This window comes from Bradyrhizobium sp. C-145, from assembly GCF_023375135.1.
Classification (GTDB): domain Bacteria; phylum Pseudomonadota; class Alphaproteobacteria; order Rhizobiales; family Xanthobacteraceae; genus Bradyrhizobium; species Bradyrhizobium zhanjiangense.
The window spans coordinates 1641732-1660934 of sequence record NZ_CP088150.1 but is presented as its reverse complement, the minus strand read 5'-3'; the positions used below and the strand labels follow the sequence as shown (position 1 = coordinate 1660934).

Here is a 19203-nt window from a genome sequence, read left to right as displayed (position 1 = left end):
CGATGATCCTGCTTCTTCACTTTAACCGCAGCCGTCAAGAGCGAGAAGACCGGTCGCGATGACCGCTCCCGCAGGCCGGAATTTCGATCCGCAACGCGCGCCGTGACGAGGCGAATAATCCACATCACGGCAGACAGATCGGCGACGATCAGGCCGCCCGCACGCCGGCAACGAAGGCGCCGACCTCGTCTTCGAGCGATTGCAGCTTCTGCGTCAGCCGGCCGCTCGATTGCAGCACGAGGCCGGCGGCCTGGCCGGTTTCGGCCGTGGCATCGGTGACGCCGGAGATGTTCTGCGAGACCTGATCCGTGCCGGAGGCCGCCTCCTGCACGTTGCGCGCGATCGCCTGGGTCGCGGCGCCCTGCTCCTCGACCGCGGCGGCGATCGACGAGGAGATCTCGTTGACCTCCATGATGGTGGCACGGATGCTCTCGATGTTGCCGACGACCTCGTTGGTCTCGGCCTGGATCGCGGTGATCTGCGCACCGATCTCGTCGGTCGCCTTCGCGGTCTGGCTCGCCAGCGATTTCACTTCGCTCGCGACCACCGCAAAGCCCTTGCCGGCTTCGCCGGCCCGCGCCGCCTCGATGGTGGCGTTGAGCGCGAGCAAATTGGTCTGCGAGGCGATCTGGTTGATGAGATCGATGACCTCGCCGATCTTGTGCGCTGCCGCGGCCAGCCCCTGCACGGTGTCGTTGGTGCGCTGACCGTCGGCGGCGGCCTTGTCCGCCACGCTGGCCGCCTGCGCCACGCGCTGGCTGATTTCGGTGATCGAGGACGACAGCTCGCCGGCGGCGGAGGCGACCGTCTGCACGTTGCTCGAGGCCTGCTGGCAGGCGGTGGCGACGAAGCTTGCGCGGTCGGTCGCCTTGTTCGCGGTCTCCGACATGCCCTGCGCGGCCTGCTGCATCGCGCGCGCCTCGTTGAAGACGTCGCGGACGACGGCCTGAACGCTTGCCTCGAACTTGCCGGCAAGATCCGCCATCGCCCTGCGCTTCTCGTCGTCGGCCTTCTGCTTCAGCTCCTGCTGCTCGGCATGCATCCGGCTGACCGCCGACGCATTGTCCTTGAACACCGCGAGCGCCTTGGCGAGCCCGCCAATCTCGTCGCGGCGATCGGTGTGGGGCACGTCGAACGCGCTATCGCCGGCGGCGAGGCGCTCGGTCAGCGCGGTGATCCTGGCCAGCGGCCGGGTGACGCTTCGCCCGATCAGGAAGGAGGCGCCGAGAACCAGGACCAGCACAGCGAGGCATATATAGCCGAACGTCATCGCATTCTGGCGGAAGACAGCGTCGACGTCGTCGAGATAGATGCCGGTGCCGATGATCCAGCCCCAGGGCGCAAAGCCCTTCACATAGGAGATTTTCCCGACCGGCTGGTCGAAACCGGGCTTCGGCCAGAGGTAGCCGTAGAAGCCCGCGCCCTGCTTGTTGACGACGTCAACGAAACCCATGAACAGCGCGTTGCCGGCGGGGTCCTTCATCCCGGAGAGGTCCTTGCCGTCGAGTTCGGGCTTGATCGGGTGCATGACCATTTTGGGGGCCATGTCGTTGATCCAGAAATACTCGACCTTGTCGTAGCGCAGGCTCTTGATTTCAGCCATTGCACCGGCCTGAGCCTGCGCGCGCGAGAGTTTTCCTTCGCTCTCGAGCTTCTGGTAGTGCGCCAGGATGCCGTAGCCGACGTCGACCATGTGCTGCGTCTTGGCCTGGCGGTCGGCGATCATCTGCGCGCGCAGGGTCGACAGCGCGATCGGCGCCAGCGCAACCATGCCGAGGAGGCTGATGCCGACAATCAGGACCAGCTTGAAACTGATGCGGGAGAAAACCATCGGTGCTCGCAAGAATTGGAAGGGCTGAGAAGGGCTGATATGCCTGTTTATCCCGTTCCCCTTAGCAAAGCTTTAAGCATTGGATTCCCAGCCCCGTAGAACTGCGTGAGGATGGGGCGCCATTCATCCGGCGGCCACCTGCGTCCTCGATCCCCGCCGTCATGGACGTCGCTGGAGAGGGTTGGAATGCGTCGGCGCTTCCCTGCATTGGAATAGTTCGAGACAAGGCCAGAGACAGGCTCTTTAGATCTAGAAGACCTCGATATCGCCCCTCCGAGCGTTGACTTGCAGAGGGCTCTGGCAGAACGATCGGCGCAGATCATCAACGCCAACCGTGGCGTGAGCGCAGCCGAAAGCCGGAGCCTCAATGCATCAATCGACATACACTGGATCCCTCGACCTTCCCGCGCTGAGCGCGGCGGAGCGGCTCTTCATCTGGGGATTTCGGGCCAAGGCACGTAGCGGCGCCGTCCCGACCGCGACCGATATCAAGCAGGTGTACGACCATTTTCGCGTGGGCGATGCCGTACCCTCGCTGGAATCCATCATCGAGATCTTCGCGTGCACGGCGCATACGGCGATCGAAGTGCACTGCCCCACCTGTCCGCGCATGTCCGACAGCGAGCACGGAATCCTGCGGGCGATTGCCGCGGCCCAGCAGGAACGCATCGACGTCGCACGCGAACAGTTCGAGTGCTGGCTGCCGCCGGTCGGGGCCGATTGGGCGCTGGCGCCGGTGTGCGGGCTTGCAACGATCTTCCGCATGGCGGGTCTCATTCTGCCCGACCGGCACGTCCGCTCATTCGAGCATGATCGGACGATGGCCATGAAAAGCTGGTTTGTGGGCAGTCCCACGCTGCACTGATGGGATCGTCGATGATGCAGGACGCGAGCGGCTCCGTGCCAGTCCCGAAGGCGGGCCAATCGCGGCTCTGTCCGCTCCAGGCCGTACTTTCGACGCCACCAAGCGTCGAGAGCTACGATCAGTTTTCGCGCGTCGCGCTGTCGTTGTTCCGCTTCATCGGGGCGGCCTATGCGACCGGCGCGTCCGATTGCTGGGAAGCGGCCTATCGCTTCGCCGACGAGACTCCTGACATTGCCGACAGCGCATTGCTGGTGGCGCGGGCCGCCGCGCTGGTCAGGATCCTGCGCAGCGGCCGGCCATGCGAGCTGTGCTTCATGCCGCCGTCCTGCCGGCGGCTGTCGAAGGACGAGACGGAGCTGATGCAGTTGCTGGCCGTCGCCCGCCGCAAGCAACCGGGCGAGCTCGAGTCCATCGTTTGCCAGTTCGTTGGCTCCGGCAAGGAGGATGCCGCGACACGCGCGGTCAACGCGCTTGCGCTGTGCTGACACTTTGACGGGTTCTAGTCGCATCCGCAGCAGCCTTGCGGTATCAACATCGCCGTGGAGGGGCGGAGCTCGACGCCTTCCATGAAACCTCCAGACGATCCCAGCACCATCACCGCTGGGATCGTCGTTTCTCGCATGTCCACCCAAAGCGCGATGAGATTAGGATGAATCGTCATCGCGCTTTAGGTTGTTGTTTGAGCATGATCTTTTCGGAAAACCGCTGCGCACTTTTCCGGATCATGCTTTAGCCGCCCTTCTTGCCCAGCACGAGGTCGATCGTGTGGGCGGCGATCTTGCGCAATTGCGGCTCGTCGCCGAACGCGCGTTCGAGCACGGCGAGTCCACGCGTCATCGTGACGATGTGTAGGGCTGCGGTGGCGGGGTTGCCACTGAACTCGCCACGTTCGGCGCCGGCCAACAACGTGTCCTGGACCAGAGCAGTGATGCGCGAGACAAGGCTCGCAAAAGCCTGACGCGCCTCTTCATCCAGCCCTTCGCCTTCGGCCGCGCCGAGCTCCATCAAGCCACGCGTGGTCGGACATCCCCGCGGCGGAGAGCCCGAGCGGAAATTGCTGATGGTCAGGTCGAAGAACGCGGTGAGGCTTTTGCGCAATGAGCCCGCGCCGAGCGCCTTTTGCAGGGCGACGAGATAATCGCCCGAATAGCGCTCATAGGCCTGGAGGAACAGCGCCTCCTTGCTGCCGAACGCATTGTAGAGGCTGCCGCGCTGGACGCCGGCGTCACGCGCGATGTCCGACAGCGACGTGCCGCGCACACCCTTGCGCCAGAACTGGTCGAACGCGATGCGCAGGACGTCGTCGTGGTTGAACTCGCGCGGTCTCAAATGGCGATCCTCCTGGACTGCCCGGTCCTGAATGAACCGGCAATATTTGACACGTCGTCAATAATGTGCTTTTTGACACTACGTCAAAAACAGATCGAGGTCGATTGCCAGCTTCGTCCCTGGACCGGCCCGCAAGCAGGTGGTCGCGCCGGAAAGCAAAAAGGAATCCCGATGCCTCTGCTCCACATCTCGATGCGCGCCGGCAAGCCGGAAGCCTACCGGCAGGCGATCCTCGACGGCCTTTACCGCGCCATGCGCGAGGCGCTGAACGTGCCCGAGGGCGACCAATTCATGACCATCAGTGAGCTCGAGCCCGCGAACTTCCGCTGCGGCAACGCCTACGGCGTCGAGCGCAGCGACGATGCCGTGCTGATCCAGATCACGGTGTTCGCCTCGCGCACCGCCGAGCAGAAGGCGGCACTGTATCGCCGGATCGCAGACGTGCTCGGCGGAAATCCCGGCATCCGCCCTGAGGACGTTTTCGTGAACGTGCTCGATGCGCCCAAGGAGAACTGGTCCGCCGGAAACGGAATCGCGCAGTTTGCGTGAGGCGGCTACAGCTTCAGCCCGCAACGCACGCCTCCATAATTTCATCGAGCTCCGCCTTGGAGAGCACGCCGAGCTCGGCGATGAAGACGATCCGCGTCCGCGCCGCGCCCGGCGCCGGCGCATCGGCCGGCGCCAGCGTGGCGCGGCCGGCGGCGAACTGAAACACCATCTGGCGGCCGGGCTGCTCGACGCTCTCGAATAGGCCCTTTGCGCGCGCGAGCTTTGGTGCGAGCTGGCCGATGGCCTGCTGCAAACGCGGCAGCGAGATGGGCTGGTCCGAGGTCCAGCTCAGCGTCTCGAAGCGCTCTTCCGCCGGCCGTCGCGGCGCCACCTCGCGCGGGGCGGGCGCGCGATCGACATTCGCGGGAAACAGCAACGCGGACGGAAGCTCGCCGTGGGTCGCATCGACCACCACGGCAGGGACGCGCTGGGCGCGGATCGCCTCGCGCATCCGTAGCCCCGCGCCCTCGTTCGCCAGATCCAGCTTGCTCAGCGCCACGATATCGGCGACCCGCAGCTGCGACCGCTGGAGCGCATCCTCCAGTGCCGCCGGCGGCGCCGTCGCATCCAGCACGCAGAGCACGGTTTCGAGCGGCGCTTCGCGCAGGATCACCGGGTCCATGAGATTGCGCACGATGTCGGCGGGATCGGCGACGCCGCTGGTTTCGATGACGATGTAGTCGGGCTTGGGATCACGCCGCAGCAGCGTCGAGAGCGTGCGCAAGAGATCGCCTTCGAGCGAGCAGCAGATGCAGCCATTGGCGAGGCTGACCACGCCGTCGCTGGCGCCCGCGATCAGCTCCGCATCGATATTGATCGCGCCGAAATCGTTGACCACGGCGGCGATGCGTCGCCCGTCCGCGTGCGCCAGCAGATGATTCACGACCGTGGTCTTGCCCGCCCCCAGAAAGCCCGTCACCAGGAGGATGGGGACCGGCATGATCAGCTCCCGACGACGGGCCGGCGCACGGGGCGGCCGGGCCGCGCCGCCACATCAAGCACGCCGTCACTGATCAGCACCTGGCCGCTGACGATTAGATGCCGCACGCCCTCGGAGGGACGGTTCATCGCCGTGAAGGTCGCGCGATCCGACAGCTTCTCATAGTCGAACACGACGATGTCGGCGTCCGCGTCCTTCGCGAGCCTGCCCTTGGCGCGCATCGCGGGCGTGCTCTGCGACAAGATCTCCGCGGGAATCAGCGCGCATTTGCGCACGCCTTCGAGCAGTGACACGGCCTTGCGCTCGCGCACCCATTCGCGGATGAACTTTGTGAAGCAGCCCGCCGAGCGCGGATGCGAGGTGGCGTCATTCGGCAACGGCCAGGCATCGCCGGTGTAGGTCGAGCCGTCGGGCAGCGTCCACGGCATCGCGTCGGACGCGATCGCACCGCCGGGATAGAGCACCGACATGTCGAGCAGGTCGCGGTGATGCGCGTTGTTCTCGGTGTCGAGGATGTGCCAGAGCACCAGCGAGGACGGCTCTTCGGCCTGCGCCTTGAGCAGCTCCTCGCGGTCGCGGAAGCGATGGCCGTCGGTCACCCGCTGCACCGAATCGTAGCCGGTGCCGTTGCGCTCGATGAATTCGGGATCGCTGAAGAAGGCGGCGGCCAGCACGGTCGAGCCCGTGCCGTAAGGATAAGCCTCGACCGTGATCGGCAGGCCCTGCGCCTGCGCCTTCTCGACCAGCACGCGGCAGCGCTCGATGTCGGTCTTGCTCGACGAATTGAAATGGCAGATGTGCATATGCGCGCCGGTGGCGCCGGCATAGCCGATCAGGCGGATATAGGCTTCCGCCGCGCTCTCAGGGTCGATGCGCGACATGAAGGCGACGTGGGTGAAGGTCGGCACGTCCTTTGCGGCGGCGAGCTGGCAGACCGCGGTGAGCTCCTGCACGCCGGCGCCCGGAGCGTAGGCGTTCAAAATGCCGATGCCGATGCCGCCTTCGTTGAGGCCACGCGAAAGGCGCTCGAGGATGCCGGCGACCTCCGCATCGGTCGCGACATTCTCGATCCAGCGGCGGTCGCGCATGGCATTGCCGAACGCTTCCAGCGAACTCTCCGCATTGGAGCCCGTCATCGCGCCGATGCGCGCAAACGCCCAGTTGGCGGCGGCGCCGTAGTTCAGCACCCGTCCCTTCCTGGCCTGGCGCTCATACCAGGATGCGACCGGCAGCACCCCGGCCTCGAGATCGAGCGTCGTCGTCACGCCGTCGAACGCCTGCATGCGGTCGGCCGGGAGCGACTGGCCATGCGCGTGCAGATCGATAAAGCCGGGCGCGACCACAAGGCCGGTGGCGTCGATCGCCCGCTCGGCGCCGCCGAGCGAGGAGCCGACTGCGGCGATCTTGCCGTCCACCACCGCCACATCGCCGATGGCGTCCATTCCGCTGGCGGGATCCACCACCCGGCCGCCAGAGATCACCAAGCCGCTCATATCAAAACTCCTCCGCGCTGATATCGCATCAAGGCAGATTCCGGGGGCAACGACCACCTCCACTGCGGCCGATGCATCATGCTCACACGGAAGATCATTTGGCAGGCAGACCGCAGACGCGCGTTCGCAGCCTCGCGGCATGTTTTGCCCGAGCTGTGCTCTTCTCTTCGCACCCTAAGAAAGGGCGCAGGGAAGGCCGGGCGCCGGCTGGCACCCATAAGACCCCTGCGCTGAACGAATGCACACGCAATGCACAGGGGAGACACAGGGCAGCCGAAACCCGGCCTTCCCTGCGCGATGGTTTGACGGCCTATGCCGCGCTCTCCCGGGAGCCGAGTTCCTTCTGGCCTCCCTCACCTCCGCGAAATGCACGGCAGCGCGCCGGTTGGCGCGATGACGCCTTCGCAAAGGCTTGACCGTAGCAACGACGGCCAGGACCACACGGTTTCGCCGTACGCAGGCCATCCGGCGCCGCCAAGAGGCTTCGCCGGACATGGGCGCCGTCCGTCTTCGCAGGAAGCGCCATGCTCACGAGGTTCATCTCGCCCTGCACGCAACAAGCCCGCCTTAACGCCGCCCGCGTCCACCGCAACCCAGCCCGCGTTCGTGACGACGTACGACCGCCCCTTTGGTGGGCTGGGATAGGCGACACATACGACAAATCCGAATTTCGGTAAAGTGGAATATTTTTGAGAGAAGGGATTGACAGTTTTTCTGCTGTTTGCCCAATCGTATTGCAAAATGCACTACAATCTCTATATTGATGGTCGTGGAGGTTCATCATGCCCCGACCCGTTGAGCGCAAGGAGCATCCGCTTTCGATGCGGCTGCCGGAAACTGACATTGCCATCATCGACCGGGCAGCGGCGCTGCGCGGACGTTCGCGCACGGACTTTGTGCGTGACGCGGCGGTGCGTGCGGCGGAGGACGTGCTGATGGAGACGGCGCCCATTCGCATGAGTGCGTCCGGCTTCAAGGCATTCATGGCAACATTGTCCGGACCGGCAACCTCGGTACCGGAAATGGTTGAGCTCTTCCAGCGCGCGGCGCCATGGGAGAGCAAGGCATTTTCGAGCGAAGCGGACTCCGGCTCGCGTGAAGACATCGCGCCAAAAAAAGAAAAAAACTCGGGCAAGAGGCGCTGAGGCTTGGCGATCTCCGCCCCCCAACCGCTGACGCCGGCTCATCATCTCGACCAGTTCTCCTGCGGCAAGCCATCCCTTGACCGATGGCTCAAAACGCGGGCGCTATCGAACCAGGAGAAAGGCTTTACCGCCGTCATGGTGGTCCACGAGATGAATCGGGTGGTCGGCTACTACGGCCTAGCGCCGACGGCAATCATCCCCTCGTCTCTGCCGCGGTCGATACGGACGGGGCAGCCGCCCGACCCCGTGCCCTGCCTGCTGCTGGGACAGCTTACGACCGATGAGAATTGGATCGGCAAGGGAATTGGCACCGGCCTGGTCAAGCATGCGCTCCAGCGATGCATCACGGCCGCAGGCCTGGTTGGAGGACGCGCGCTGATCGTCAACGCGGTCGATGCCGACGCTGCCGCGTTCTGGACACGGCGAGGATTCGTTGCCTCAAAGGACGATGCGCTCGTTCTCTTCAGATCCATCGCCGACATTGCGGCATCGCTTCGCTAGAAGAGGCCATCGCGCCGAGAACGGGGAAGTGCGGGTCAGTCAGCAGCGCAGAGGCAGAACTCGTTCGGACACCATGTCTACGCAACCGCGACGCTACTCCGCCGTCTTCTTGCCCCCATTGTCATTCAGGGAGCTAGGCGGGGCGGCGTTACGGTGGGCAAAGTTCCCAAAGGTTCCGTGTGATCGTCCGACGTCTTCTGCAACGCGACTCCGGTCGTTCTGTTTCGCGCCGCGCTCTCCTCGGCGGACTTGTATCGGCAGGGAGTGCCCTCGCGCTCGGCGGATGCGCCGGCTTGGGTGCGACCGGCGCGCGCTTCGACGCGTCGTCTCTTTCCGTTGACCCCACATTGCTCGTCACCACCACGCGCAAGCCCGTGAACGGCGGTCGCGCGAAACCTTGGTTCGGGCCGGAGCGCGCGACGAGCATGACGGTCGCGCGGGCGAAACTGGTGGCCCCGGACGAGAGCCGACTTTCTCTCGCCTCGGTTGGACTTGACGATTGGCGTCTTGATCGGATCGAGCCGGTGTCGGCCGACGCCGGCGATCTCGCTGCGCAGGCCGGCGCAGGGGACGTGTTGATCTATGTGCACGGCTTCAAGCAGACATTCGAGACGGCGGTGCTGGATGCCGCCCATCTCTCCGATGGGATCAAGTTTCGCGGCCGGACCATGGTGTTCTCCTGGCCTTCCAAGGCCGGACTGTTCGACTATGCCTATGACCGCGACAGCGCGATGTGGTCCCGCGACGCTTTCGAACGCGTGCTTTCCGCGCTCGTATCGAATCCAACCGGCGGCCGCGTGCACATCGTTGCGCACAGCATGGGAACCATGCTGACGCTCGAAAGCCTGCGTCAGCTCTATGCCCGTTATGGCGACACCGTCACGAGCAAGATCGGCGCGGTGGTGTTTGCCTCGCCTGATATCGACATGGACGTGTTCTCGTCGTCGATCCAGCGCATCGGTCCGCTGACCGGCAAGATCACCGTGATTGCCTCGACCAACGATCGCGCATTAGCGCTGTCGGGACAAATCGCAGGCGGAATGACCAGGGTCGGCGCCGCCGAGAAGGCTGCCATCGCGCAACTGGGCGTGCGCGTGGTCGATGCCTCCCAGGAAGGCTGGGGCATCATCAATCACGATCTGTTTCTGTCGAATGCGGAAGTGCAGCGGGTGATCCGCCGCTCCATCGACGGCACGACCGCGTAAGAGAGCGCCTGCCTGCGGCGAGCGAAGCGAAAGCTTGCTCCTGCGCACGCCCGTTGCGGCTCGGCGGGCGGCACAATCAATCGGGATCAGCGGAAGGTTGGCTTCGAGAAATGGCGCGCCACCCAGAACAAAATGCGAACCCCTACATAATTGAAATTGCTGTATAATCCAGACGTAACCGACGGACGGTCAAGGGCGCCGGCTCCTGATTGAAGACGACCTGAGACCGCTTGCTCAGCTTAAGGGGAGGAGTGAAGGGAGGTTCGCATCATGGTTGCCAAGGATTTGAAATTCGCGACCGAAGCGCGTGAACGGATGCTGCGGGGCATTGATACGCTTGCGAATGCCGTCAAGGTCACGCTCGGTCCCAAGGGGCGCAATGTGGTGATCGAAAGATCGTTCGGCGCGCCGCGTATCACCAAGGACGGTATCACCGTCGCCAAGGAGATCGAGCTTGAGGACAGGTTCGAGAACATGGGCGCCCAGATGGTGCGCGAGGTGGCGTCCAGGACCAGCGATGTCGCGGGCGACGGCACCACGACCGCAACCGTGCTCGCAGAAGCCATTGTCAAGGAAGGCGCCAAGTCGGTCGCCGCAGGCATGAATCCGATGGACCTCAAGCGCGGCATCGATCTTGCGGTGGACGCGATCGTGCATGACCTGAAGTCTCATGCCAGGAAGGTGACGGCTAACGAGGAGATCGCTCAGGTCGCCACCATCTCGGCGAATGGCGACGCCGAGATAGGCAAGTTCCTCGCCGACGCCATGAAGAAGGTCGGCAATGAGGGCGTCATTACGGTGGAAGAGGCAAAGAGCCTCAGCACCGAGCTCGAAATCGTCGAAGGCATGCAGTTCGACCGCGGCTACATCTCGCCCTATTTCGCCACCAATGCCGAAAAGATGCGCGTCGAGCTTGAGGACGTCTATCTGCTGATCCACGAGAAGAAGCTGTCTGTACTGCAGACCCTGCTTCCGCTCCTGGAGGCGGTGGCGCAATCGGGCAAGCCGCTTCTGATCGTCGCGGAGGATGTCGAAGGCGAAGCGCTCGCAACGCTCCTGGTCAACAAGCTGCGTGGCGGCTTGAAGGTCGCCGCGGTGAAGGCGCCGGGTTTTGGCGATCGCCGCAAGGCGATGCTGGAAGACATTGCGATCCTGACCGGCGGCACCGCGATCTCCGAAGATATCGGCATCAAGCTCGAGAATGTCACGCTCGACATGCTCGGACGCGCCAAGAAGGTCGTGGTCGATAAGGAGAGCACGACCATCGTCGACGGCGCCGGCGCGAAAAAGGACATTGAAGCGCGCACGACGCAGATCAAGGTGCAGATCGAGGAGACCACCTCTGACTACGACCGCGAGAAACTCCAGGAGCGTTTGGCGAAGCTTGCCGGCGGGGTCGCGGTGATCCGCGTCGGCGGCGCAACCGAGGTCGAGGTCAAGGAGCGCAAGGACCGCGTCGACGACGCGCATCATGCAACGCGCGCAGCGGTCGAGGAAGGCATCCTTCCCGGCGGCGGCGTCGCTCTGCTGCGAGCGCAGAAGGCGCTCAAGGGCATGAGGACGGCCAATGCGGATCAGAAGGCAGGCGTCGAGATCGTGCGTCGCGCGCTGCGGATGCCGGCATGCCAGATCGCGGAGAACGCGGGTGAAGAGGGCTCGCTGGTCGTCAACAAGGTGCTTGAGAACGACAACTACAATTGGGGGTTCAATGCTGCGACCGGCGAATATCAGGACATGGTGAAGGCCGGCGTGATCGACCCCGCCAAGGTCGTGCGTACCGCGTTGCAGGATGCCTCCTCCATCGCCGCGCTCCTGATCACGACGGAAGCGCTGGTCGCCGAAAAGCCGAAGAAGGCCGAGACGCATGCGCCGGGCATGCCGCCAATGGATTTCTGACGGCAACCAGCCGCTCCCTTCCGGGCGCGATCAAGCGTGCATCAGGCTTGCTCTTGCAATACTGCGGCACCGAGTTCGTCGAAACGAAACAACTGAAAGATCCGCTGGCCATTGAAATCGAGGACCCTCAAGTCGTCTGTTTCGTGCAAATCGCTCTCGACCGCGTGGAAATGTCCGCCATAGCGCTCCTTCGCGAGATCAAGCGGCACATCGAAGGCGACAAACTTGCCGATTCCCTTGGCTTTGAGCCTGCCCAGGAACTTCGGATCGTGCAGCGTTCCGTGGGACGTGAGGACCAGCAACGGACCACTGGCCGTCAGCAGCAGAAAGGACCTCATCGATCAACTCCTTGGTCGTTGGTTTCATCAGCACCTATGCCGCGAACAAGGCCGCGGCAACCGTCGTGCTGGTGCGTATCGATGGATACATAAGAGCGAGCTGGCTCGACTGCACGGTTGCGATTGTTCAGAGAAGGGGGCGGCATCGTCTTCGGCACGCTCAATCTGCGACCCGACCGCACCTGCGCTTCGGCGAACCGGACGGCAGCAGCCTATCGACAGTGTCGTCGAGAGCTGTACGCCGCGTGTCCTCATCCCAAGAGGGCGCCTTGTTTTCGAAGGCACGTCGGCGATGACCACCAGGCCTTTACCGGGCCTTTCGCGCTATCAGCCAGTCGAAGTTATTGCGGGGGGCATCAGGCTGGCTACGGTACCGCAACCTGGTCTTGCCAGCAGAACAAAGGCAATGGCGCGCCACTCAGAATAAAACTGCGAACTCCTATGTGATTGAAATACCGACGTAATCCTGCCGCGCGAATTCTCCTCGGGGAAGGGCCGTCGATGGCGCAGTTAATATCCGTGCCAGGATTCGCCGCGCGGTAATACGTTTCACTCCTGCCTTCTGCGCCGCGCCAACTGCGGCTTTGAGGACCGCTGCATTGCAATAAGCGTCACCTCACTGCGCGAGGAGAGAAGAAGCAAGCCTCGCCAAGTCGACTGAAAGGATTTAAACTTGCAATCAGTTCATAACGCCCCGGCGTGGCGTTTAGCCTGAATTGCGCTTCCGCCACGGTATGGGGGAGTGCGGGATGATTGAATTTCTTCAACATGCATTGTTGAGACGGCCTCGCGCTACGAGCGCCGCCAGCGCTCGTCGGCGCGAGAGAACCACGCGCCCCTGTAATTTGGAGGCTACGTGATAACTTCGGAGGCAGCGTATGTCACAAAGTACAGCGGAAGTGTCGGAAGCCGAGATAGCGGTCCACTGGCAGGAAGAAAACTATGTCAACCCGCCAGAGAGATTCGTGGCGCAGGCCAACCTGACAGACAAAACGGTCTTTGATCGGTTCAGTCTCGACAACGTCCCGGACTGCTTCAAGGAGTACGCCGATCTCCTTCACTGGTACCGCCCCTGGGACATCACGCTTGACACGAGCAATCCGCCGTTCTGGCGATGGTTTGTCGGGGGCACGATCAACGCCAGTTACAACTGCATCGATCGCCATCTCCCCAAACACAAGAACAAGACCGCGATCCACTTCGTTCCCGAGCCGGAGCACGAAGCCATCCAGCACGTGACCTATCAGGAGCTCTATGTGCGCGTGAACGAGGTCGCCGCATTGTTGCGAGATGGCTGCGGTCTCAAGAAGGGTGACCGAGTCACGCTGCACATGCCCATGGTGCCGGAGCTTCCGATTACGATGCTCGCATGCGCGAGGCTCGGGGTCATTCACTCTCAGGTCTTTAGTGGCTTCAGCGGGAAAGCCACGGCAGATCGCATCGTCGATTCCGAAAGCCGTGTGCTGATCACAATGGACGCCTATTGCCGTGGCGGCCAGCTCCTCGATCACAAGGAGAAAGCCGACGTCGCTGTCAGCGAGGCGGAAAAGGAAGGCGTCAAGGTCGAGAAGGTGCTCGTGTGGCAGAGATACCCGGGCCGATATTCAAGCGCGACGCCATTGGTCAAGGGCCGCGATTTCGTCATGAACGAGATGTTGTCGGCCTATCGGCGGCGTCGGGTCGACCCTGTGGAAATACCTGCGGAAGATCCTCTGTTCCTGATGTACACGAGCGGCACCACAGGGAGGCCGAAGGGATGTCAGCACTCCACCGGTGGATACCTATCCTACGTCGCAGGAACATCGAGATACATTCAAGACATTCATCCGGAGGATGTCTATTGGTGCATGGCCGACATTGGCTGGATCACGGGTCATTCCTACATCGTCTATGGGCCGCTGGCGCTTGCCGCATCGTCGGTGGTGTACGAGGGGCTTCCTACCTATCCCGACGCGGGGCGCCCTTGGCGCATCGCCGAAGAGCTCGACGTCAATATCTTCCACACCTCGCCGACAGCGATACGCGCGCTTCGGCGCGCCGGGCCAGACGAGCCGCTGAAGTACAATCACCACTTCAAACATATGACCACTGTGGGCGAGCCCATCGAACCTGCAGTATGGAAATGGTACTATGAGGTGGTCGGCAAGGGCGAGGCGGCTATTGTTGACACCTGGTGGCAAACGGAGAACGGCGGCTTCCTGTGCAGTACGGTACCGGCTCTCTACCCGATGAAGCCGGGAAGCGCGGGGCCGGGCGTGCCCGGCATTCACCCGATCATCTATGACGAGGGAGGCGCCGAGATTCCACCGCGCTCTGGCCGTGCCGGAAACATCTGCATCCAGAACCCCTGGCCGGGCTCATTTCAGACGATCTGGAAAGACCCCGATCGCTTCGTCCAACAATACTACGCGCGCTACTGCAAGGACCGATCGAGCCGCGACTGGCGCGATTGGCCGTACATGGCCGGCGATGGCGCTCTGCAGGCGGCCGATGGCTACTATCGCATCCTGGGTCGAATCGACGATGTCATCAACGTAGCCGGGCATAGGCTTGGGACCAAGGAGATCGAGTCCGCCAGCCTGCTTGTTGACGAGATCGCCGAGGCGGCCGTGGTTCCTGCCAGGGACGAAATCAAAGGCAAAGTCCCTGATCTCTACGTGTCACTGAAGCCTGGGCTTGCCCCCAGCGAAGACATCCGCAAGCGAGTGGAAGACTCCGTGGTTCGTGAGATAGGGGCAATCGCTCGTCCGCGCCGCGTCGTGATGGTGCCCGATATGCCAAAGACCCGTTCCGGAAAGATCATGCGCCGTGTGCTTGCGGCGATTTCGAACAACGAGGATGCCGGCGACATCTCGACGCTGGCTAATCCCGAGATCGTCGATGAAATTCGAAAGATGGAATCCTAGTCCGCGGTTTTCGCGGCTTGTCCCGCGAAACGCGTCTTACAAAACACGGAGGAGCCATGGGAACCAACGAAGTAGAGGACGAAATAGTGGAATGCATCCGGCCATTGCTGGCGAGGTTCTCCGAGGATGAAAAGGTCGTGCGTCGGCTGGTGGCGACGAACGGAACCTTCGACGCGCTTTGCCACCAATATCGCCGCGTCATTGATCTCCTTAAAGCTTACGAGGCGAAAGCTGATCAAGAGGCGGAAATTGAGTGGCTCAAGAGGCGCCGGGCTGGTCTGGAAGAAGAACTGCTGACGCGCATTGAGGGATATCAGCCGCAGTAGCGCCGATCCTGCGAGGCGTGGAGCGCGCAGCAGTTGCGGACCGAGAGCTGAGTGTCCGGCGGACGACCGGGCCGCTGGCGCGCTTCAGCGCAAGCCAATTGCGGCGCGACGGGACCTGATTGCGGTTGGCTTTGGCGCGCCATTCAGAATAAAACTGCGAACTCGTATGTCATTGACATAACACTATAATTTTCCAACGATCGCTGCCGACCGAGGGCTTTAAGAGTTCAAAGTCGGCAGTCTTCCCCGAAACCTGGCGTCGTGCGGCAAGGGACCCCAAGCTTCGTATTATGGCAATACCCTTGAGCTCCTACCTTTCGCGCAAACTCTCGTGTTGATATCGAACGAGCGGAGAAAGCAGATAGCTTATGACCGTGCGACTACCGGTCTTGATCTCGGTGGTCACGGCCATGCCAGGCGACAGGTCCACGGATTTATCTTCGACCTGCATCCGAGCGCGATCAAGCGAGATGCGCGCCGCATAAACCAGTTCCTGCCCGTGGAGCTCGCTGCTGCTTACCTCCGCGCCTTGCCCCTTGTCCCCATTTCGATTCTCCGGCCTATCACGCGTGATGGCATCATGAGAGACGGTCAAGACCTTGCCATGAAGCAGGCCATAGCGTGTGAAATTGAAGGTATCGACCTTGATCGCGGCGTTTTGGCCGACCTCGATGAACCCGATGTCGCGATTCGAGAGCATCGCCTCGATTTCGAGGTGGCTTTCGACCGGAACGATCATCATCAGTGCCTGGGCGGGCGTAACTACGCCACCAACCGTATGGATGGCCAGTTGCTGAACGACGCCATCCACCGGCGACGTCAGCTGCTGCAAGTTGGTTCGCTTCTCCGATTTAATCACATCTTGGGCAAGTCCAGCCGTCTTCTGCTCTGCCTTCGCGAGATCATCGAACAACCCCCGTTGATACTCCGCAACGGCCTTGCCTTTCGCTTGCATGAGGGTGGACACTGCTGCATCGGCCTCGCGAAGCTTGCTCTGCTGAACAAGTACGTCTTCCCGCTGTCCAACCAAGTCCTGGAGTTCGGTCAAATAGAGGAGTTTCGATCCCAGTTCCTTCTGGTAAAGCTGTTTGCGGACGTCGACCCGTTCGTTCAATATCGGGATTGTCGCCTCTAGCTTATGGATGGTGGACTCGATTGTAGCTCGCTCCGCCTGCTTCTGCGCAATCTGGCGATCAAGCTCTGCAAGTTTTGCGCTCTGCTCCGCCGTCTGAGTGACCAGAAAACGGCGCTGTAGCTCAACCAGTTCAGCGGGGGCGTCTTCCGGTGGCCTGAAGCTACCAAGCGGCTCATCTCCGCCCATTAGAGCCGCCCGCAAGCGGGCCGTCTCGAGCCGTGCGGCAAGCAGATCGTTCTGATAGTGCGCGAGCTCAGCCCCGCTCATGGTCGGGTCAAGTTCAATCAGCACGTCTCCGGCCTTGACGCTTTGACCGTCGTGCACATGAATGCCGCGCACGACACCTGTCTCAAAGGGCTGGATGACCTTCGTTCGCCCAGTCGGAATGATCTTGCCGGGTGCAGTCGCAACAATATCTATGGTACCGATGCACGCCCACGCGAGTGCAATTGCAAATGCTGCTGCAATCATAAGGACTATGGCACGCCCGATTGGCGACGGCGGCGTCTCCACAATTTCGAGCGCAGCCGGCAGGAAGGCGAGCTCATGCTTCTGCTCTCTCCGCTTATCCGGAAAGGCAACAACCCTAGCTGACTTCATGGAGCCCTCCCTGGAATCGGTAAAGGGCCGCGTATCGCCCGCCTGCCTTGAGCAGATCGTCGTGCGTGCCGTCGTCAACCAGGCGGCCGCGATCGATAGTCAGGATACGGTCGGCGTAGCGCACGGTCGAGAGCCGGTGCGCGATGATCAAGACCGTGCGTCCCTCGGCGATCTTCTCCATATTGCTCTGGATGATCCGCTCGCTCTCGTAATCGAGCGAGCTAGTTGCCTCATCGAGGATCAAAATGCGGGGGTCGCTAATCAACGCGCGGGCAATCGCGATCCGCTGGCGCTGGCCGCCCGACAGGCTGCTGCCGCGCTCGCCGATGATCGTGTCGTAGCCTTCCGGCAGTTCAAGAATGAACTCGTGTGCCCCGGCGAGCTTTGCCGCTGCGATCACGCGGTCCATGCTCATGCCGGGATCGGCCAGCGCGATGTTGTCGCGGATCGAGCGATTGAACAGGATGCTTTCCTGCAGCACGATGCCGGTTTGCCGACGGAGCCAGGTGGTGTCCACCATGGCCAGATCAACGCCGTCGATCAGCACGCGGCCGCTTTCCGGCACGTACAAGCGCTGCACCAGTTTGGCCAGCGTGCTTTTTCCCGATCCGGACGGGCCGACGATTCCCACAACCTGTCCGGCTGGAATAGCGATCGTCATGTCGTGCAGGACTTCTGGCCCGTCCGGCCGATAACGGAACGTCACGTGCTCGAAGGCGATGTCACCACGGATCGTTGGGAGCGCCGCGCGCCCGGCGCTGAAGGTCGGTTCGGCCGGCGTGTTGAGGATGTCGCCGAGGCGCGCAACGGAGAGGCGGGCCTGGTGGAAATCCTGCCAGATTTGGGCCAGCCGCAGCACTGGCGCGCTGACGCGCCCAGCGAGAATGTTGAAGGCGACCAGCTCGCCTACCGTCAGGGACCCGTCGATGACGAGCTTGGCACCGAAGAACAGGACGGTCGCTGTGACCAGCTTGCTCACCAACTGGACCGTCTGGCTTGCCACGTTGCCGAGGCTAAGGACGCGGAAGCTCGCCGCGACGTATCCCGCAAGCTGCTCTTCCCAGCGCAGCTGCATCTGTGGCTCGACGGCCATGGCCTTGAGCGTCTCAACCCCCGTCACGCTCTCGACCAGAAAGGCTTGGTTCTCGGCACCGCGCCTGAACTTCTCATCCAGCCGCTGGCGGAACAGAGGAGTCGCGGCGGCCGAGATCCCGATGTAGAACGGGAAGCCACCGAGCACGACGGCGGTCAACAGCGGCGAATAGAGGAACATCACTGCGAGAAACACGACTGTGAAGAACAAGTCGATGACCAGCGTCAGTGCCGAGCTGGTCAGGAAATTGCGGATGTTCTCGAGCTCCCGCACGCGGGCAACCGAATCACCGACCCGGCGCGCCTGAAAGTAGGCAACCGGAAGCGCGACGAGGTGTCGAAACAGCCGTGCCCCTAGCTCAACGTCGATCCGGTTGGTGGTGTGGGCGAAGAGATAGGTGCGCAGAATGCCGAGAATGGCCTCAAACACTGCGACCGCCACCAGGCCGATAACCAGGACGTGGAGCGTGCTGAGCGTCTGATGCACGAGCACCTTGTCGATCACCACTTGGAAGAACAGCGGCGAGATCAGGGCAAAGAGCTGGAGGAAGAACGAGGCCAGCAGCACCTCGCCAAGTAGCCGCCGATATTTGTGGATGGCGCCGAGGAACCAAGTGATATCGAATCGCTGTGACAGGTCGACCAGCCCGGCGCGCCGCGTCATGAGAATGATCCGGCCATCCCACGTCGCCTCGAACTCCTCCCGGCTCATCATCGTCGGCCGCGGCGAGGACGGTGACTGCACCAGGGCCTTACCTTCCCCGACCTTGCCCAGCAGCAGAAAGCCGCCATCGCGTAGTGCCGCGATCGCGGGAAGTGGGGTGCCGGCGAGCCGCGCCCAGTTCGTGGTGCGCGATCGGGCCTTGAGCCCGAGCTGCTTGGCGCAGCGGAGCATCTCGGGGACGCTGATCGCCTCCCCACCGAAACGATGGCGAATTTGCTCTGGGTCGGCGCCAATGCCGTGCAATCGCAACAGCATGACCAGAGCCCCGAGCCCCGAGTCGGGCGAATTCAATTTTCCGGTCATGTTAGATACGTCTCCCACTGGCGGA

16 protein-coding genes are annotated in these 19203 nt (G+C 62.6%); 9 read left to right on the top strand and 7 right to left on the bottom strand.

Annotation, left to right across the window (positions count from 1 at the left end):
• Positions 1 to 148 precede the first annotated feature (148 nt).
• Positions 149 to 1831: a cache domain-containing protein gene (locus LRP30_RS07805; protein WP_249759923.1), complete on the bottom strand. Its 1683-nt coding sequence runs from the start codon at positions 1829 to 1831 to the stop codon at positions 149 to 151.
• A gap of 367 nt (positions 1832 to 2198) precedes the next feature.
• On the opposite strand from LRP30_RS07805, the gene LRP30_RS07800 reads away from it, so the two are divergent.
• Positions 2199 to 2696 carry a hypothetical protein gene (locus LRP30_RS07800; RefSeq protein WP_249759922.1) on the top strand — a complete coding sequence of 166 codons (498 nt, stop codon included), beginning with the start codon at positions 2199 to 2201 and terminating at the stop codon, positions 2694 to 2696.
• Between the two features lie 11 nt (positions 2697 to 2707).
• Entirely contained in the window at positions 2708 to 3181 is a 474-nt protein-coding gene (locus tag LRP30_RS07795; protein WP_249759921.1) for a hypothetical protein, read from the top strand.
• 244 nt (positions 3182 to 3425) lie between these two features.
• On the opposite strand, the gene LRP30_RS07790 is transcribed toward LRP30_RS07795, so the two are convergent.
• A complete protein-coding gene (locus LRP30_RS07790; protein ID WP_128946808.1) occupies positions 3426 to 4025 on the bottom strand; it encodes a TetR/AcrR family transcriptional regulator in 600 nt (199 codons plus the stop codon).
• Between the two features lie 171 nt (positions 4026 to 4196).
• Between LRP30_RS07790 and LRP30_RS07785 the strand changes: the two genes are divergently transcribed.
• A complete protein-coding gene (locus LRP30_RS07785; RefSeq protein ID WP_249759920.1) occupies positions 4197 to 4574 on the top strand; it encodes a tautomerase family protein in 378 nt (125 codons plus the stop codon).
• A gap of 13 nt (positions 4575 to 4587) precedes the next feature.
• Here the strand turns inward: LRP30_RS07785 and LRP30_RS07780 are convergent, their stop codons facing one another.
• Together LRP30_RS07780 and LRP30_RS07775 are read right to left on the bottom strand one after the other, a co-directional pair.
• Positions 4588 to 5514 carry a GTP-binding protein gene (locus LRP30_RS07780; protein WP_249759919.1) on the bottom strand — a complete coding sequence of 309 codons (927 nt, stop codon included), beginning with the start codon at positions 5512 to 5514 and terminating at the stop codon, positions 4588 to 4590.
• Positions 5515 to 5516: 2 nt separating this feature from the next.
• Positions 5517 to 7007 (bottom strand): amidohydrolase family protein, encoded by a 1491-nt coding sequence (locus LRP30_RS07775; RefSeq protein WP_245473542.1) that lies wholly within the window; start codon positions 7005 to 7007, stop codon positions 5517 to 5519.
• Between the two features lie 782 nt (positions 7008 to 7789).
• Between LRP30_RS07775 and LRP30_RS07770 the strand changes: the two genes are divergently transcribed.
• The 4 genes from LRP30_RS07770 to groL all read left to right on the top strand — a co-directional run bounded on the left by LRP30_RS07770 (position 7790) and on the right by groL (position 11754).
• Positions 7790 to 8152 (top strand): DUF1778 domain-containing protein, encoded by a 363-nt coding sequence (locus tag LRP30_RS07770; RefSeq protein WP_249759918.1) that lies wholly within the window; start codon positions 7790 to 7792, stop codon positions 8150 to 8152.
• Positions 8153 to 8155: 3 nt separating this feature from the next.
• On the top strand, positions 8156 to 8653 hold the full coding sequence (locus LRP30_RS07765) for a GNAT family N-acetyltransferase (RefSeq protein WP_249759917.1): 498 nt from the start codon (positions 8156 to 8158) through the stop codon (positions 8651 to 8653).
• 179 nt (positions 8654 to 8832) lie between these two features.
• Complete coding sequence (locus LRP30_RS07760; protein ID WP_249759916.1) at positions 8833 to 9858, top strand: alpha/beta fold hydrolase; 1026 nt, start codon at positions 8833 to 8835, stop codon at positions 9856 to 9858.
• Positions 9859 to 10128: 270 nt separating this feature from the next.
• Positions 10129 to 11754, top strand: coding sequence for a chaperonin GroEL (groL, locus tag LRP30_RS07755; RefSeq protein WP_128931586.1), 1626 nt, complete (start codon positions 10129 to 10131; stop codon positions 11752 to 11754).
• Positions 11755 to 11795: 41 nt separating this feature from the next.
• On the opposite strand, the gene LRP30_RS07750 is transcribed toward groL, so the two are convergent.
• Positions 11796 to 12092, bottom strand: a complete 297-nt coding sequence (locus LRP30_RS07750) for a hypothetical protein (RefSeq protein ID WP_027575249.1) — start codon at positions 12090 to 12092, stop codon at positions 11796 to 11798.
• 878 nt (positions 12093 to 12970) lie between these two features.
• Between LRP30_RS07750 and acs the strand changes: the two genes are divergently transcribed.
• Together acs and LRP30_RS07740 are read left to right on the top strand one after the other, a co-directional pair.
• Entirely contained in the window at positions 12971 to 14998 is a 2028-nt protein-coding gene (gene acs / locus LRP30_RS07745) for an acetate--CoA ligase (RefSeq protein ID WP_128931585.1), read from the top strand.
• Positions 14999 to 15054: 56 nt separating this feature from the next.
• Positions 15055 to 15324, top strand: coding sequence for a hypothetical protein (locus tag LRP30_RS07740; protein ID WP_128931584.1), 270 nt, complete (start codon positions 15055 to 15057; stop codon positions 15322 to 15324).
• Between the two features lie 310 nt (positions 15325 to 15634).
• On the opposite strand, the gene LRP30_RS07735 is transcribed toward LRP30_RS07740, so the two are convergent.
• On the bottom strand, positions 15635 to 17059 hold the full coding sequence (locus tag LRP30_RS07735) for an HlyD family type I secretion periplasmic adaptor subunit (protein WP_249759915.1): 1425 nt from the start codon (positions 17057 to 17059) through the stop codon (positions 15635 to 15637).
• Positions 17046 to 19178 carry a type I secretion system permease/ATPase gene (locus LRP30_RS07730; RefSeq protein ID WP_249759914.1) on the bottom strand — a complete coding sequence of 711 codons (2133 nt, stop codon included), beginning with the start codon at positions 19176 to 19178 and terminating at the stop codon, positions 17046 to 17048. The genes LRP30_RS07735 and LRP30_RS07730 overlap by 14 nt, the downstream gene beginning before the upstream one ends.
• Positions 19179 to 19203: the final 25 nt, after the last annotated feature.

What these genes read in the sequence shown, in the direction of transcription:
- LRP30_RS07800 (WP_249759922.1), top strand. Translation starts at nt 2,199, where the DNA reads ATGCATCAATCGACATACACTGGATCCCTCGACCTTCCCGCGCTGAGC.
- LRP30_RS07795 (WP_249759921.1), top strand. Translation starts at nt 2,708, where the DNA reads ATGATGCAGGACGCGAGCGGCTCCGTGCCAGTCCCGAAGGCGGGCCAA.
- LRP30_RS07730 (WP_249759914.1), bottom strand. Translation starts at nt 19,178, where the DNA reads ATGACCGGAAAATTGAATTCGCCCGACTCGGGGCTCGGGGCTCTGGTC.
- groL (WP_128931586.1), top strand. Translation starts at nt 10,129, where the DNA reads ATGGTTGCCAAGGATTTGAAATTCGCGACCGAAGCGCGTGAACGGATG.
- LRP30_RS07805 (WP_249759923.1), bottom strand. Translation starts at nt 1,831, where the DNA reads ATGGTTTTCTCCCGCATCAGTTTCAAGCTGGTCCTGATTGTCGGCATC.
- LRP30_RS07735 (WP_249759915.1), bottom strand. Translation starts at nt 17,059, where the DNA reads ATGAAGTCAGCTAGGGTTGTTGCCTTTCCGGATAAGCGGAGAGAGCAG.
- LRP30_RS07785 (WP_249759920.1), top strand. Translation starts at nt 4,197, where the DNA reads ATGCCTCTGCTCCACATCTCGATGCGCGCCGGCAAGCCGGAAGCCTAC.
- acs (WP_128931585.1), top strand. Translation starts at nt 12,971, where the DNA reads ATGTCACAAAGTACAGCGGAAGTGTCGGAAGCCGAGATAGCGGTCCAC.
- LRP30_RS07775 (WP_245473542.1), bottom strand. Translation starts at nt 7,007, where the DNA reads ATGAGCGGCTTGGTGATCTCTGGCGGCCGGGTGGTGGATCCCGCCAGC.
- LRP30_RS07780 (WP_249759919.1), bottom strand. Translation starts at nt 5,514, where the DNA reads ATGCCGGTCCCCATCCTCCTGGTGACGGGCTTTCTGGGGGCGGGCAAG.
- LRP30_RS07740 (WP_128931584.1), top strand. Translation starts at nt 15,055, where the DNA reads ATGGGAACCAACGAAGTAGAGGACGAAATAGTGGAATGCATCCGGCCA.
- LRP30_RS07770 (WP_249759918.1), top strand. Translation starts at nt 7,790, where the DNA reads ATGCCCCGACCCGTTGAGCGCAAGGAGCATCCGCTTTCGATGCGGCTG.
- LRP30_RS07750 (WP_027575249.1), bottom strand. Translation starts at nt 12,092, where the DNA reads ATGAGGTCCTTTCTGCTGCTGACGGCCAGTGGTCCGTTGCTGGTCCTC.